Source organism: Aromatoleum toluolicum, from assembly GCF_012911005.2.
Taxonomy (GTDB): Bacteria; Pseudomonadota; Gammaproteobacteria; order Burkholderiales; family Rhodocyclaceae; genus Aromatoleum; species Aromatoleum toluolicum.
Genome location: NZ_WTVS01000038.1, coordinates 24,455 through 38,947, shown reverse-complemented (window position 1 = coordinate 38,947; position 14,493 = coordinate 24,455). Strand labels below are relative to the sequence as shown.

The 14,493-nt window shown below is 64.3% G+C and carries 13 protein-coding genes; 7 read left to right on the top strand and 6 right to left on the bottom strand.

What is annotated here, in order from left to right; translation table 11 throughout:
- Positions 1 to 22: 22 nt before the first annotated feature.
- Together GPA27_RS17315 and GPA27_RS17310 are read right to left on the bottom strand one after the other, a co-directional pair.
- Positions 23 to 316, bottom strand: a complete 294-nt coding sequence (locus GPA27_RS17315) for a phenol hydroxylase subunit (RefSeq protein WP_169141740.1) — start codon at positions 314 to 316, stop codon at positions 23 to 25.
- Between the two features lie 14 nt (positions 317 to 330).
- Positions 331 to 1,263: a catechol 2,3-dioxygenase gene (locus tag GPA27_RS17310; RefSeq protein WP_076602915.1), complete on the bottom strand. Its 933-nt coding sequence runs from the start codon at positions 1,261 to 1,263 to the stop codon at positions 331 to 333.
- 422 nt (positions 1,264 to 1,685) lie between these two features.
- Here GPA27_RS17310 and GPA27_RS17305 point away from each other — a divergent pair, with 422 nt between their 5' ends.
- A complete protein-coding gene (locus GPA27_RS17305) occupies positions 1,686 to 2,309 on the top strand; it encodes a glutathione S-transferase (protein ID WP_169141739.1) in 624 nt (207 codons plus the stop codon).
- Positions 2,310 to 2,622: 313 nt separating this feature from the next.
- Here the strand turns inward: GPA27_RS17305 and GPA27_RS17300 are convergent, their stop codons facing one another.
- Positions 2,623 to 3,132: a hypothetical protein gene (locus GPA27_RS17300; RefSeq protein ID WP_211165059.1), complete on the bottom strand. Its 510-nt coding sequence runs from the start codon at positions 3,130 to 3,132 to the stop codon at positions 2,623 to 2,625.
- A 445-nt stretch (positions 3,133 to 3,577) separates the two neighbouring features.
- On the opposite strand from GPA27_RS17300, the gene GPA27_RS17295 reads away from it, so the two are divergent.
- Complete coding sequence (locus tag GPA27_RS17295; RefSeq protein WP_169141738.1) at positions 3,578 to 4,123, top strand: superoxide dismutase family protein; 546 nt, start codon at positions 3,578 to 3,580, stop codon at positions 4,121 to 4,123.
- Positions 4,124 to 4,550: 427 nt separating this feature from the next.
- Positions 4,551 to 5,120, top strand: a complete 570-nt coding sequence (locus GPA27_RS17290; RefSeq protein ID WP_169141737.1) for a hypothetical protein — start codon at positions 4,551 to 4,553, stop codon at positions 5,118 to 5,120.
- Positions 5,121 to 5,469: 349 nt separating this feature from the next.
- On the opposite strand, the gene GPA27_RS17285 is transcribed toward GPA27_RS17290, so the two are convergent.
- The 3 genes from GPA27_RS17285 to GPA27_RS17275 all read right to left on the bottom strand — a co-directional run bounded on the left by GPA27_RS17285 (position 5,470) and on the right by GPA27_RS17275 (position 9,079).
- On the bottom strand, positions 5,470 to 5,970 hold the full coding sequence (locus GPA27_RS17285; RefSeq protein ID WP_169141736.1) for a DUF4399 domain-containing protein: 501 nt from the start codon (positions 5,968 to 5,970) through the stop codon (positions 5,470 to 5,472).
- A 142-nt stretch (positions 5,971 to 6,112) separates the two neighbouring features.
- A complete protein-coding gene (locus GPA27_RS17280) occupies positions 6,113 to 6,571 on the bottom strand; it encodes an ester cyclase (protein ID WP_076602919.1) in 459 nt (152 codons plus the stop codon).
- 177 nt (positions 6,572 to 6,748) lie between these two features.
- Complete coding sequence (locus GPA27_RS17275) at positions 6,749 to 9,079, bottom strand: EAL domain-containing protein (RefSeq protein WP_246261193.1); 2,331 nt, start codon at positions 9,077 to 9,079, stop codon at positions 6,749 to 6,751.
- 170 nt (positions 9,080 to 9,249) lie between these two features.
- On the opposite strand from GPA27_RS17275, the gene GPA27_RS17270 reads away from it, so the two are divergent.
- The 4 genes from GPA27_RS17270 to GPA27_RS17255 all read left to right on the top strand — a co-directional run bounded on the left by GPA27_RS17270 (position 9,250) and on the right by GPA27_RS17255 (position 14,469).
- Positions 9,250 to 9,666: a ribbon-helix-helix domain-containing protein gene (locus GPA27_RS17270; RefSeq protein WP_169141734.1), complete on the top strand. Its 417-nt coding sequence runs from the start codon at positions 9,250 to 9,252 to the stop codon at positions 9,664 to 9,666.
- Positions 9,667 to 9,734: 68 nt separating this feature from the next.
- Entirely contained in the window at positions 9,735 to 11,045 is a 1,311-nt protein-coding gene (locus GPA27_RS17265; protein ID WP_169141733.1) for an extracellular catalytic domain type 1 short-chain-length polyhydroxyalkanoate depolymerase, read from the top strand.
- 137 nt (positions 11,046 to 11,182) lie between these two features.
- Positions 11,183 to 12,403 (top strand): ChaN family lipoprotein, encoded by a 1,221-nt coding sequence (locus tag GPA27_RS17260; RefSeq protein ID WP_169141732.1) that lies wholly within the window; start codon positions 11,183 to 11,185, stop codon positions 12,401 to 12,403.
- A 20-nt stretch (positions 12,404 to 12,423) separates the two neighbouring features.
- Positions 12,424 to 14,469 carry a M1 family metallopeptidase gene (locus GPA27_RS17255; RefSeq protein ID WP_373322775.1) on the top strand — a complete coding sequence of 682 codons (2,046 nt, stop codon included), beginning with the start codon at positions 12,424 to 12,426 and terminating at the stop codon, positions 14,467 to 14,469.
- Positions 14,470 to 14,493 lie beyond the last annotated feature (24 nt).

Sequence of the window (14,493 nt, the reverse complement as noted above, 5' to 3'; positions counted from 1 at the left end):
CGGCGGGAGCGCGGTTGTCCGTTTATCTGAAGCGGGTGCGGGTTGCGTCGGCGAGCCGCCAGTCCCAGTCGCTCGGCTCTTTCGAGTCGTCGGACGAGGCGTCCGTCGAGTCGGCTTCGGTCACCGGGGGAAGGATCTCGACCGCGTTGTGCTCGCAGAACTCGGCGAAGGCGTCGCGGGGCAGGATCATTTCCACCGCCAGCTCGGGCTCGCCGACCGCGAAATCGAATTCGACGAAACCGTTGGACCGTGCTCCGGTAACGCGCACGAAGCGGCGCGTGGTATCGAAGCCGGCGGGAGCCCTAAGGTCGCTCATCGCTCGCACTCCGCTCAGGTCACGACGGTGAGGAAGGTTTCGTGGAGCTTGCGCTGCGGGTAGTCGAGACCCTGGCCGAAGTTGTCGAAGGTCCAGGTCAGCGGCTCGGTGTTGTCCGGATAGGGCTGGTAGCCGCCCATGAAGGTCTCGAAGCGGTTGCCGGACGGATCCCACGCGTAGATCGTGCAGCCGCGCGTTACACCGTGGCGGGTCGGACCGATGTCCACCGCCACCTTGTTCATCGACATGATGTCGCCCGCGCGCAGCACCTGCTCCCACGTCTCCATCAGGAACGAGCAGTGGTGCAGCTTGCCCTTCTCCGGGTACTCGGCGAAGGCGATGTCATGCACCTTGTGCGAGCACGACAGCCAGATCGCCGCGTTGTTTTCGCCGTCCGGCGTGAGCACGCGCTCGACGAGGTAGAAGCCCAGCACCTCGGTGAAGATCTTCTGCACCTCGGCCACGTTCGGGCCGTACAGCAGCGCATGGTCGAGGCGGACCGGGCCGATGCCATGCTCGCGCTCGCGCCCCCACGGCGCCGGATTGACGACGCCCAGCCCGTTGCCCACGGCGGTCTTTTCCGCGTACAGCTCCATCAGGTGACCCGACGGCAGCTCGAAGCGCACGCGCTCGCCCGTCGCCAGCATCTCGCCCGCGGGGATGCGCTCGGTCTTCAGGCCGTAGGCCTGCAGGTCGGCGTCGAGCTTCTCCAGCGTGGCCTTGTCGAGCACCTTGAAGGCGAAGAAGTCGAGGCCGGCACTGTCGGCCTCGCGGATCACGTAGCTGCTGTGATCGCGCTCGTCCCAGCATTTGAAATACACGCGGCCCTGCGCGTCACGGCCGGTCTCGACCAGACCGAGCACGTCGCGGTAGAAACGTACGCTCTCTTCCAGATTCAGCACCCGAACCTGCGCGTGACCGGGGCGAAGTACGCCTGTCATTGCCATGTCTCTTGTCTCCTTTATTCGTAGGACTTTGACTCGCCTGCCCGAGCGTCTCGGGGTCGTTTTCACGCCGCTGGACGGGGGCTGACGTTTTCGTCACTCGGGGCGATCAATCAAACTCGCTTATGCCGCCCTCAGGCCTACTAATGCACCCGCCGTGCCATGCGCCGTAAGTGGTTGTTTTTGTGGCGTTGGGTAAATTTGCGCACCCATTGGGTGAACTTCCCCACTGACACTTTTGTCCATCGACGGGTTTCGCCTTACAAAAGCGTCACGGTGCGGTGCACAAGTCTTCCTGGACGAACTGGATGCCCTTGCATGCCCGCGCGACGTGGCCTATACGTAACTCTTGCACTACCCGCCTGCTCCGGCCCATCGCAAGGCTCTCCGACCCACAACGCGGCGCGCACGCCCGACAAGGACCCATGGATAAACTCAAGCTTACTTACTTCGATTTTTCCGGCGGACGGGGGGAGCCCGCGCGGCTGGCCCTGCACATCGGCGGAATTCCGTTCGAGGACAATCGTTTTGCGCCAGGCGATTTTCCAGAGGTTCGCAAGACCACACCGCTGAACCAGGTGCCGACTCTTCACATCAACGACGTGCAGGTCACCCAGAGCGACGCGATTACGCGCTATGCGGGCAAGCTCGCCGGGCTTTACCCCGAAGACGACCTGCAGGCGCTGTTCTGCGACGAAGTGATGGGCGCGCTGGAAGACATCAACACAAAACTCGGGACAACGTTCGGAATGACCGGGGATGTGCTGAAGAATGCCCGCGAGGCCCTGGCAGCGGAAACGTTGCCACGCTATTTGCGATGGCTGCAGAACCAGCTCGAAAGTCACGGTGGCGAGTTTTTTGCGGACCATCGCCTGACCGTGGCCGACCTCAAGGCCTTCATCGTCCTGCGCTGGCTAGGCTCCGGCAAGCTGGACCACATTCCAGCCGACCTGATCGAGACCGTAACGCCAAAGCTAGCGGCCTTCGTCGACCGGATCGCCGGGATTCCTGCCATTGCGCACTACTACGAGGCGCACGGCTCGAAGTGATCAATCTCGCTGCTGATGCCGGCATCGGCAGCGGGCCGTGAGAACTCGATAGCCGGGCGCCGGCCTGGTGCGCCCGCGCGTCGCGCGGGGTGTTCCGATCGGAATGCGCCCGGTGGCGGCCTGATCGTCTCCGTCGCTTAATCGGCCATGGCCGACCTTGGCCCCCTAGCGAGACTCGGGCGGCAATCCGACGGTCACCTGCCGTGCAGCCGGAAAACGCGCTGAGCGACTGCTTCACGCGCGCCGCTTTTATTGATTGGTGCCACGTGGCTTTGACACCTGCATTAGTGCGCCTTCTGACCCGATATCCGGGCTAGCGCGGCGGGTTGCAGCGCTTACCTTCATACTCGAAGCGGTGAAGGGTATACACCTTCCCGTTCCAGCGCTCGACCGGAAAACAGAAGCCGGGGCCGCCCACGGAAATGTCCGGCCAGCCGTTTGCGCCGCGGGAAGATAAGAACTGCGGGATTCCGCTGTTCCTCGACATCACCCTCCAGGAGCCATTCGCCTGCTTGCTCAGCAACTGATAGCCCATTTCGGCCGCGCCGTAGCAGAAGCTGCCGCCCTCCGTCACGACGACTTCCGGAAGGCCATCGCCGTTGAGGTCGCGCACGGTCTCGATGGTGGCTCCGGTCCCGTTCGGGTCGTCCGCGCACACCACCCATTTGCCCTTGCGCTGCACGGCTTTCGCCGTCTTGAACACGGCCATCTTTTCGGCTTCGCTCAGACTCGTACCGTCCGGGGCGGCCGCGAGCGAACCACCGGTCACCAGACCGACCGCGCCGCCGAGCGCCGCCAACGCCATTGCCTTCGCTTTCGTCATTGCAAGTTCCTTCTTCCCCTGCGGCCCCATGGTTCAACATAGGTGACCGTTGCGGGCATTCAAGTTCCGCTGACGGGCCTGACGGCATCGCGACATGCGCGGACTCGACAATGGCGGTCGGCGCCGCCGCCAGTCTTCCATAGCTGCCCTCAGCGTCGTCTGGGCGACCCGACGGGCCGGTTACGGCGACGGAAGCTGAACTCGTGCTCGCGGCCAGGAGCTGACGCTGGCCGTTACATTTCCCTTGAATGCTTCCGGCCATTGACTATGTTGGATCAATGAGGCGAGGCTCCGATCTGCCAACAGTTGCCAAACTCTAAGTGAAGAGCCTGGTAGGGTGGGCGTGTTCTCATGCCCGCTGCATTGGAAGGTTCCCTGGTCATTTGGGCCTCTCCTGTGGGCGCGGGCGGTTGAATCGCTCTCTGGGAAAAAAGGAGGTGGACTCATGAAACCCATCATTCTGGTTGGGATCCTCGGTGCATTCATAAGCGTGTTCGGAACGACTGCGGAGGCAAGCGAAGCCAGAGCAAGACTTCTCGACACCGCTGGCCAGCGAGTGGGAACCGTCTGGCTCCAAGAAGACGATGGCATTGTAGGGGTACGAGTCAAGGTTAACGACCTCCCGCCCGGCTTTCATGGATTTCACGTGCATGAGACGGGCACCTGCACTCCGCCCTCCTTCACTTCAGCGGGTTTTCACTTCCAGCCGGGCGAGACGGGCGGGGGCGGCACCCCTCATCCGTCCGAAGCAGGCGACATGCCTGTTCTGTTAGTGACCGCCGATGGTACTGGGGAGGCGAGGTTTCGGACCGACCGCTTCTCAGTCGCCGATCTCTTCGATGGTGATGGCAGTGCAATCATCGTCCATGCGGCCCCGGATAACTATGCCAATATTCCGGCCAGGTATGCTCCGACTCCCGATGCGACCACGTTGAATACCGGAGACGCTGGAGGCAGGATTGCCTGCGGGGTCGTTGAACTCGACGACTAATTGTTGTTCCCCTCGAGGCGGGAAGCTGGAGGCTTCTAGCCGAGTGCCGAGTGTGGGCTGCAGCTTTTGCGCAATTGTGACATCTGCTTAGTGTCGGGGGCTGCCGATCGTGGTCGCCGGCAAGCAAGCACTCGGGCGAACGGCAGCTTGACGGGGGTGGCGACAGGCAGAGTCCGGCCACAACCGGTCTGTGGCTAATTCTCGCAAACTGCCGCTCGAGCGGCTGCTCCACACCGGAACCTGACTCATGGACGTCGGAAGCAGTCTGACCTGAATTTCATGACATAATGATATATCGTCCTGCTCTGACGACGACGGACGGAAGTTTTTTTGAACATTAGTTCATTACGAAGCAAAGCCGAATTTTATAAAATCAATTAAATTCAGAATGAAGTACACTCCTAGAAAGTGGAGGTTTCTCCGCGCATTGGCACTGACCGGCCACCCAAGAATAAGGGCGCGCACGGCATGGCTATTCATCGTTCCGCAATTTGCTTTCTATCTCTATTTATTAGGGCCGGTTTTCGTCTACTACACCCGAGGCGTGCCCCCTGAAGAATCCTTGGAGGTCATCACCGGAACGTGGCGCATAGCAGGCAAGTTAAGCGCCGGACGAAATAGGCTTTATCCACCACGCTACGTTATTGACACGGAGACAGGGTCTCGCGACATTCATTGTGGCTTCTGGACTCAAAAGAGCTTTTGCGGACAATTCTTCCTGCCTCGTCTTGCTACCGGCGACAAGGTGTGGGTCCGCTTTGATCCCTATTTCGGAATTCTAGCGTATGGCTACTTAGCCCCCCCGTTTCCGAACGCGAAGGGCTTGGCGTATAGAGACGGGGTCACCCTCTACGCGCAAGCCAAGCATACAATTCATTTTAACATGAATGCTCACATTCTATTTCCGCTAGTGCTGGCGATCTACGTAACTATCGTGGCGCTTTGTTGGCGGGCTTTGGGCCAGGATTTGCGGCCAACGCCTTGGTCGGTTGAATAGAATAGATTGAGCGGTGCCGCTCGCGCATCGACAACTCTCTACCCGATAGCGGCCTTCAACTCGTTGAGGGATCGAGCGACTGCAGTGGGTCGGGTCCGGCTGTAGCCAGGCGGACAAAGCGGTCGTCGGGGCCAACCTCCAGTCCTACAGTTTCACTGATACGTTGCAGTCATTGGCGACGAGGCGCCCCAACCGGTCAGGCCGATCTCCTGCCGTGACCACCCATGCAAGTGCCCTCCGTTCTGCTATGCAAATGAAGGTCTCACGCAATGCGATCTGGAGTCTCTGATGGACTGTCCTGCAGCAGAAGCCTCCTCCACTGCCAACTGTCGTTTCGCGTCCTACAAGCTCACTCCGCGGGGGTTGTCGTTACCGGAGCCGGCGGAGCGACCTCGACCCCTACGACAGTCACGGTGATCTTCGCCGCGGCAAGAGGTCCATACGACATATGAGCACCATCGGCAAATTGCGCGGTGATGGCATGACGACCGAATGGGAGGTCCACCATCGCTTCCGTTTGGCCCATACCCCAGTGGATGAAATGAGGCGTGGCGCCGGCAGGATCAAACGCGATCGGATCGCCTTCGGGAATTGGCCCTGCGCCGACGATCAGATGGTGGTGACCGCTTGAGCTGTCACCCCCCTGGCCGGCTGGGCGCACAGTGTAGCCGCTGACCCCAAGCTTGACCTTGAACGGGGTGTAGACGGTTGCCCCATCGGCAGGCTCGATAAACCGGACGCGACTCGCCTGAGTGATCGTTGCGTCGGATGACCCCAGAAGCCAGCAGCCTTGAAGCGGTGCGGCAAGCGCGATCAGGGCGCTGCGGCGCAAGATGGACCGGACATCCATACGTCACCTCCATGCGAGTCACAACGACCACTTGGTCGCGTTCGATTCACTTGGGAAATAGTGGGAGCCTGCCGGCCGAAGCAGACGAGCTTCCAGCTGCGGCAGTTCTCGCAATTCCTGCCGTTCTGGCGGAAGTAGCCAGTCACGCGAGCGGCGGCGCTTCCCCTGGCTTCTCAGCCAGCTTGGGAAGCAGGCCGATCTGCTGATAGAGGGACAAGAAGTCGTAGCAGTTCCAGCCTTCCTGGATCTGGCCATTCTCGATTCTCGCGATCGAAACGCCATAGATCTCGATCGGCGCTTTGGACGGGGCCACTCCGAGGCCTCCGCCGGTGTGTGTCGCCGTGACGGCGCAGTGGCAGGCCACCATGTCGCCATCGCAGATCGTGCGCAGGATACGGATCCTGATGTCGGGGAAGGCCGTGCGGAAGGCCCGGAAGAAGGTCTTGAATCCTTCGGGACCGCTGACCGGCTTGTCGTCGGCAGCACCTAGCCCGTGGACCGTCGCGGTCGGTGACATCAGCCGGTCGATCACGCTCTCGTCGCCCTTGTTCCACACCTGCTCGAACCACAACTTGACCAGCTCTCGGTTGGCATTGCTCATTTCGCCGCCCCTCTTGTCGATGAGGTCGAAGACAACTGCCGCTCCGCGCAGAAGCGAAGCCTTTCCACCGTTCTAGTATCGTCGGCGGCTGCAGGCAATGCCCACGATCCCTATCCCAACGAGCCAGCCACTTTTCCCTTCGCCGCCCTTCAGCCACGCGCCCCCGATCCGGGCAGCCTAGCCGCGCTCCACTTCCACCCGCGGCGCCCGAAAGCCTTCAACAAATTCCTCGATCTGCTCGGCTGCGATGGGCTTGCTGAACAAATACCCTTGAATCCTCTGGCACCCGATGCTCCCCAGAAAGTTGAGCTGAGCCTCCGTCTCTACCCCTTCGGCCACCACCTGCAGGCCGAGCTTTCGCGCCAGCAGCATCGTCATTTCACAGATCGCGGAGTCGTTCTCGTCTGTCTCGAGATCCCTCACGAATGAGCGATCGATCTTGATGATGTCGATGGGAAAGAGCTTCAGATAGGCGAGCGATGAGTAGCCCGTACCGAAATCGTCGAGGACCACTTTGACGCCCAGATCGGTCAGCGCCTTCATCATCACGATGTTCTGCTGCGGATTCCGCATCGCCATCGATTCGGTGATCTCCAGGTGAATGCAACTGGCAGGCACGCCAGCACGCTCCACGGCTTGCTTGACCAGGTCAGGCAGGTCCTTTTCCTGGAATTGGATCGCGCTCAAGTTCACCGACATCTCCAGCTCGTTCAGCCCCGCGTCGTGCCAGCGCTTGAGCTGCCGGCAGGCTTCTTCGAGGACCCATTTGCCGAGCGGCAGAATCAGTCGGGTTTCTTCGGCTAGCGGAATGAAGTCACCCGGGAGAATCGTTCCTCGCTCCGGATGACGCCAGCGCACCAGGGCTTCGACGCCGACGACCCGACCGCTGTCGAGCTCGATCAGCGGCTGGTAATGCAGGACGAACTGTCCTTCGGTCAGCGCGACCTCCAGCGCCTTCTCCGCCGTTACGCGCTCAGCGACGGCCGTCCGCATCTCCTCGGTATAGAACTGGAAATTGCACCGGCCGGCCGCCTTGGCGCGGTACATCGCGATATCGGCATTCTTGACGAGCTCGTTGATTTCGGTGGCATCGTCGGGATAGAAGCAGATGCCGATGCTCGGCGAGGTGCGCAACTCATGGTCGACCATCGGATAAGGCGCGGCGAGCTGATCGACGATCTTGGCGGCGACCTCGGCCGCATCCGAGACATTCTCGATCGCGGTCAGGGCGACGACGAATTCGTCGCCGCCCAGCCGGGCGACGATATCGCTGTGCCGCACGGAATGCTCGAGGCGTTTTGCGACCTCGACCAGCAGTCGATCGCCGACGTGGTGACCGACCGTGTCGTTGATCGACTTGAAGCCGTCGAGGTCGATCAGCATGACGGCCATCGCCTTGCCGCATCGCCGAGCCATGGCGATGCTCTGCTCCATGCGCTCGTAAAGGCTGCTGCGGTTGGGCAGGCCGGTCAGTCCGTCGTGGTGGGCGAGAAAACGGATCCGGTCCTCGGCCCGTTTGCGCTCGGTGATGTCGCGCGCGATCCCGAGGACGCCGGCCGGCGCCCCATCGGCGCCGGGCAATGGCGCTTTTACGGTCTCCAGCAGGATCGCCGGCCTGCCGTCGGCCGCCGGAACCAGCTCCTCGTTGCGGCGCGGCTCGCCGGCGGCGATGGCTTCCCTATCCTTGCCGCGGAAGAATTCGGCCAGTTCGGCCGGGAAGAAGTCGTCGTCGCGGCGACCGACGATATTACCGACGGTACTGCCAACCAGGTGCTCGAACGCCCTGTTGCAGGACAGGTACACGCCGTTCGTATCCTTGAGCCAGACCGGGTCGGGCAAGGCATTGATGAGCGCTTCCATGCGCCCCTGGCTTTCCTGCAGTCGCAGATTGGTCAGCGACAGGTGCGACAGGTAGGCAGCCAGGTTGACGACCAGGCCCATCACGCTGCGCACCTTTTCGCGGCTGAAGCGCGGGATGGCGGCTATGGCGGCCAGATACGCGGCCTTGTCGTAGTTGAAACGCTCGGCCTGGGCCGCAAAGAAGCTTTCGTCAACGACGTCGTCTTCGTAGAAGAATTGGCCGCAATAGAGATTGCCGAGATGCTCCTTGCCGACGAATACGGGCGTGACGACGTCCCATAATCCGTTCTTGCATTTGTAATCGACGAACTCGCCCTTTCGCAGATGGCTGGCGAGAAAGAGGTCGCTCTCGGTGCAATTGACGGCCGAACCCGAAACCGTGCGATGGAAGGCCGTGCAGGCCGATTGCCAGCCGGCGCTTTGCAGGATGTTGCCGTCGAGGTCGAGCAACGCCGTGGCGATACCGACCAGATCGGACAGCCCGTCGAGAAACGAACGCAGCGATTCGACGTCGATCAGCGCGGCGACGCCAACTTGCGACACCGGATTCTTGGGCCGGGTCCGAATCGAATCGGCCGTGAATTCGTTCCGTGATTCCGCCTTGTGCCATCGCACAGGCACAGCCTCAGGTGGCGCTAATCTGCCCATGATCTTCCTGCCTCTTGTCCGGATAGGATGCGCGGTCGCTGCGGCGACCGTCGGGCGATTGCGAAGATGACAGTATAGGACTTTCCGCCGAGCCCCATTCCTGATCCGCAGCTTGACAGGGCGCCTTCCTCGCCTACACTACCATCCATACAGATGGTACGGAGATGGTAATGAGCGTCCACGAGTTGCGCCAGAAAGCGGGTGAGGTCAGCGAAAAGATCACGATCAACCTCGGTGTCGTCGACCTCGGGCAGATCGATCTGTTGGTGCAGGAAGGGTTCTATTCCAACCGCACCGACCTGATCCGCACGGCGATCCGCAACCAGTTGGCCACCCACGCAGAGGTGGTCAGGGAAACGGTGGCGCGCAAGACCTTTGTCCTCGGGCTCCAGCGCTACACGCGCGCCGATCTCGAGGCTCTTCAAGCGGCCGGGCAGAAACTTCAGATCCAGGTGCTGGGCCTGGCCACCATCGCCACCGACGTGTCTCCCGAACTTGCCCTCGCCACGATCGATTCGATCGTCGTGCTGGGGGCCTTCCATGCCAGCCCCGCGGTCAAGGCCGCCCTGGCTGATCGCATCCATTGATTCGCAGCGTGTCACGCGCGGCCTCGGTCGAACCCGATCGAGTGCCGGCGCACAGGAGAGATTTCGTAATGAACGCACCGATGAATTCCGCAATGCAGGAGGCCCTGCGTCTGACTCGCGCCGGGCAGTTGTTCGAGGCGACCACGCTCATCCAGCGCGCCCTCCACGGCGGGCACGGGAACGAGCCCGCCAGCAGTTCGACCTCGACCGAAACCGTGATCGACGGTGGCGTCGTCCTGATGGACGCGGAGCCCGCCCCCCATCGCGCCGAGCACCCGCCGCGCGCCGCCGATGCGACGGACGCCGACTTCATCATCGTCGACGTCGAGCCTGATACTGCCCCGAAGTCGCAGCACGCGCCGCAGCGTCGCCCGGTGTGGTCACGAATCGACGCCGCCAGGCTGCGTGAGCACCTGCAGTCCCTGCAGGGGTCGCTCCGGCAGCCGGCGCCGAGGGGCGTGCCGCAACCCTTGCCCGAGGGCGCGCAGTTCGTCACCGCGTCCTATTCCAATGCTGCCGGGGCGCGCAGCTACAAGCTGTATGTGCCGAGCGGTTATCAGAACCAGCCGTTGCCGCTGGTGGTGATGCTGCACGGCTGCACGCAGGACCCTGACGATTTCGCCGCAGGCACGCAGATGAACGAGCTCGCCGAAAAGCAGCAGTTCCTCGTTCTCTACCCGGCTCAGAACTCGGGCGCGAACGGGTCGAAATGCTGGAACTGGTTCAAGGCAAGCGACCAGCAGCGCGACCAGGGCGAGCCTTCGATCATCGCGGGCATGACGCGTCAGATACGCGACACCCATGCGGTCGATGCACGCCGCATCTACGTCGCCGGCCTTTCGGCGGGCGGCGCGATGGCGATGACGATGGCGGTCCGCTACCCGGAGCTTTACGCGGCAGTCGGGATCCATTCCGGGCTACCGCACGCCGTCGCGCGCGATCTCCCGTCCGCGCTGGCGGCCATGCAACAAGGCCGTGCCTCGCCACCAGCTGGCGCGGCCCAGGCGGTTTCAAGTGCATCCCCCGTGGCGGCGATCGTGTTTCACGGCGACCGGGACACCACGGTCCATCCCGGCAACGGCGACGGCGTGATCGCGCAATGCATGCCGCCCAGCGCGGCGCAGCGAGCGAAAGCCGCGCCCGACGCGCGCGTCACGGTGGAGCACGGACAGGTGCCGCAGGGGCATGCGTATACGCGCACTCTCTACCATCAGTTCGACGGCCCATCGGTCGCCGAACACTGGCTGATCCACGGTGCCGGCCACGCCTGGTCCGGCGGCAGTGCACGCGGCTCGTATACGGATCCCAAAGGGCCGGACGCGGCCGAGCACATGCTGCGCTTCTTCTTCGAACACCCGCGGCCGGAAGCGGCTGGCTGACGACTTGCCCCTGCCCTGCCCGCGGGCGAACCTGGCAGGGCAGCGAAGTGACGCCAGACGCATGCCGGCGTTCTCCCCTCCGGGAACTCGGCGCCCGCGATGCAATCGGAGATATGCCACCGCACTCTCGGAAAGCGATGACCTCGAACCTCGTACGCCTGCTCACCGCCGCCATCGCTCTGGCGGGATCCGGTTTCCACGACGGAGCGGCCGCCCGCGAAATCCCCACCGCGACCGCTGCCTCCGCCTGTCTCGCGCCCGCCGCGTGGAACAGCCTTGACGGGGAGCGGCCGCGGGTCACAAGCGCATTGCCGCTGCTGACGGAGATGGCGAAGCGCGACGTTGTGCTGCTCGGGGAGCTCCACGACGAGCACGACCATCATCGCTGGCAGTTGCAGGCGCTCGCCGCGCTCCATGTGCAGCGGCCGAACATGGTGCTGGGTTTCGAGATGTTCCCGCGCCGTGTGCAGCCGGCGCTGGACCGCTGGGTGGCCGGGGAACTCACGGTCAAGGAGTTTCTGGAGCAGTCCCAGTGGGGCAAGGTGTGGAACCTGCCGGCGGAGTTGTATCTGCCGCTGTTCGAGTTCGCCCGCATCAACCGCATCCGCATGGTCGCGCTGAACGTCGACCAGCAGCTCACCCGCACCATCGCGGACAAGGGCTGGGAGGCGATCCCGTCGGCAGAGCGGGAAGGCGTGGGCCGCCCCGCGGCACCGGCCGAGGATTATCGCGATCTGCTGTTCCAGGTGTATCGCGACCACCCTGTCCGGAAGGGCAAGGACGATACGAAGCCGGCAAAGAGCGATGCGGCGTTCGCCCACTTCGTCGAGGCGCAGACCACCTGGGACCGGGCGATGGCCGAAGCCCTGGCGCGGCCACTGTCCGCGGGGCCGGCGGGGGAAAAACCGCTGGTGGTAGGCGTCATGGGCAGCGGCCATATCCGCTACGGTCATGGCGTGCCCCATCAGTTGCGCGACCTCGGCGTGACCCGCATCGGCACCCTGCTTCCCGTACCGGCGAACTTCGACTGCGGGGACCTTCGTACCGGCCTGGCGGACGCCGTGTTCGCGCTGCCGACGTACGCGGCGGCGAAGCCGGAGCCCCCGCGGCTCGGCGTGCGCCTGGATGAGGACGATGGCACCGTAAGCATCGCCAACGTCACCGTCGGCAGCCTGGCCGACAAGACTGGCCTGAAGAACGGCGACCGTCTGCTGGAAGTGGCGGGGCAGCCCGCGAAGCAGCTGCGGGCGGTGATCGCATCGGTGCGCGCGCAGCCTCCGGGGACCTGGCTGCCGATGCGCGTGAAGCGCGGCGACGAGACGCTCGATCTCGTCGTCAAATTCCCCCCCGCGCCGTGAGGACGGGTTCCCTGGCGCGGGTGGTGTCGGCCCTCGCGGCTGTTCTGCTCGCTGTCCTGCTCCCGAACCTGTTCCTTTTCCCGTCCGCGGCGCGGGCGGCGACCCCGACCCTGGATCTCGCGGTTGAGCTCGATCCCGCCACGCGCCGCCTCGCGGTGCAGGCCGACCTGTCCCCAGCCGCCCGCGATTACCGTTTCGAGCTGCACGAGGCGCTGGAAGTGACCGCCGCCACGGCGGGCGGCAAGCCCGTGGCGGTCCGTCCGGCGGGACGCCACGGTTTCATCCGCACCTGGCAGGTCGCACTGCCTCCGGCCGCCGAGCGGCTGCATCTCGAATATGCCGGCACCCTGCCCGCCCTGGACCGCACGCTCGATCATCGCGATGTGGTCCAGGGCCTGTCGCCAGTCGCCTCGGCGGAAGGGAGCTTCCTGCCCTCCGGCGGCGGGTGGTATCCGCGGCCGGCGGCGCTGTTTGCATACAACGTGACACTGACCGTGCCGGGGAACCAGCGGGCGCTGGTGGCCGGGCGGCTGAAGTCCGAAGAACTTCCGGGCGACGGGTCGGACCGCTACCGGGCGCGCTTCGAGTTCGCGCAGCCCGCCGACGGCATCGACCTCATGGCGGGCCCCTGGGTCGTCCGCGAGAAGATGATGCCGCGGGCGTCAACGGAGCCGGTGCGCCTGCGCACCTACTTCTTCCCGGATCTGGATGCCATCCCCGGCCTTGCCGAGGGCTATCTGGACGACAGCCAGCGCTACCTCGAGCGCTATGGAAAGGAGATCGGGACCTATCCGTTCACCGAGTTCTCGGTGGTGGCGAGCCCGCTGCCGACCGGGTTCGGCATGCCGACGCTGACCTACCTCGGCGCCGACGTGCTGAAGTTGCCGTTCATCCGCGCGACCTCGCTCGGCCACGAGGTGCTGCACAACTGGTGGGGGAACGGCGTCTACGTCGATTTTGCCCAAGGCAACTGGTCGGAGGGGCTGACCACCTTCATGGCGGACTACGCCTACAAGGAATCGGAGTCCGCCGAGGCGGCCGGCGCGATGCGGCTGGGATGGCTGCGCGATTTTGCCGCCGTACCCGCGGGTGACCACCAGTCGCTGGCCGATTTCCGCTCCCGCACCCACGGCGCTGCGGCCGCGGTGGGCTACGGCAAGGCGGCGATGCTGTTCGTGATGCTCCGCGACATGATCGGCGCGGAGGCCTTCCGGAGCGGCATCCGTGCATTCTGGCAGTCGCAGAAGTTCCGCACCGCTTCGTGGAGCGACCTGCAGGCGGCCTTCGAGCGCGCCTCGGGGCGGTCTCTGGAGGCCTTCTTCAAGCAGTGGATCAACCGTGCTGGCGGCCCGGCGGTCAGGATCACCGCAGCCGATGTGCGCCACACGGCCGGGGGCGCGCGACTGACACTCGCGGTGGAGCAGAACGCACCCGCCTATGCCCTGCACCTTCCCGTGCAGCTTGTCTTTCCCGACCGCGCGGAGATGCGCTGGATCGACGTCGACAAGGCGCGGCAGGCGGTTACGCTGGATGTGGCGGCGATGCCCACAGGCGTGCGTCTGGACCCCGAGCTGCAGGTCTGGCGCCTGCTCGGGCAGGAACAGTTGCCGCCCATCCTGCGGCAGTGGGTCATTGCGCGGAATCCTTATCTGGCACAGGCCTCCGCGGCGGCGGACGTGCGTGAAGCGAGCGTCGCGCTGGCCCAGCGCCTGTTCGAAGTCAGCCCGCATGCGATCGCGCCGGGTGAGATCACCAAGGGAAGCGGGCCGGTGCTGCTGGCCGGCCTGCACGCGGACGTGGATGCCGCGCTGGAACGTGCCGGCCTGCCGCCCCGGCCCGAGCGCTTGGCCGGTCGCGGCAGCGCCCAGGTGTGGACCGTCGCGGTCCCGGCCGGCCCACCGGTGGCGGTCGTCTCCGCGCGGGACGCGGAATCGCTGCGGGCGCTGCTGCGCCCCCTGCCTCACTACGGCGCGCAGAGCTGGTTGGTGTTCGAGGGCGCGCGGCTCGTCGAGCGCGGCGTATGGCCCGCCCCCGCCCCACTCATCCCGGTGCGCGGCGCGCCATGACGCTGTTCATTCCCCGACTGCTGC

Bases quoted from the DNA above. Each gene is read 5' to 3' on its own strand.
- GPA27_RS17315 (WP_169141740.1), bottom strand. From the start codon at position 316: ATGAGCGACCTTAGGGCTCCCGCCGGCTTCGATACCACGCGCCGCTTC.
- GPA27_RS17310 (WP_076602915.1), bottom strand. From the start codon at position 1,263: ATGGCAATGACAGGCGTACTTCGCCCCGGTCACGCGCAGGTTCGGGTG.
- GPA27_RS17305 (WP_169141739.1), top strand. From the start codon at position 1,686: ATGGATAAACTCAAGCTTACTTACTTCGATTTTTCCGGCGGACGGGGG.
- GPA27_RS17300 (WP_211165059.1), bottom strand. From the start codon at position 3,132: ATGACGAAAGCGAAGGCAATGGCGTTGGCGGCGCTCGGCGGCGCGGTC.
- GPA27_RS17295 (WP_169141738.1), top strand. From the start codon at position 3,578: ATGAAACCCATCATTCTGGTTGGGATCCTCGGTGCATTCATAAGCGTG.
- GPA27_RS17285 (WP_169141736.1), bottom strand. From the start codon at position 5,970: ATGGATGTCCGGTCCATCTTGCGCCGCAGCGCCCTGATCGCGCTTGCC.
- GPA27_RS17280 (WP_076602919.1), bottom strand. From the start codon at position 6,571: ATGAGCAATGCCAACCGAGAGCTGGTCAAGTTGTGGTTCGAGCAGGTG.
- GPA27_RS17275 (WP_246261193.1), bottom strand. From the start codon at position 9,079: ATGGGCAGATTAGCGCCACCTGAGGCTGTGCCTGTGCGATGGCACAAG.
- GPA27_RS17270 (WP_169141734.1), top strand. From the start codon at position 9,250: ATGAGCGTCCACGAGTTGCGCCAGAAAGCGGGTGAGGTCAGCGAAAAG.
- GPA27_RS17265 (WP_169141733.1), top strand. From the start codon at position 9,735: ATGAACGCACCGATGAATTCCGCAATGCAGGAGGCCCTGCGTCTGACT.
- GPA27_RS17260 (WP_169141732.1), top strand. From the start codon at position 11,183: ATGACCTCGAACCTCGTACGCCTGCTCACCGCCGCCATCGCTCTGGCG.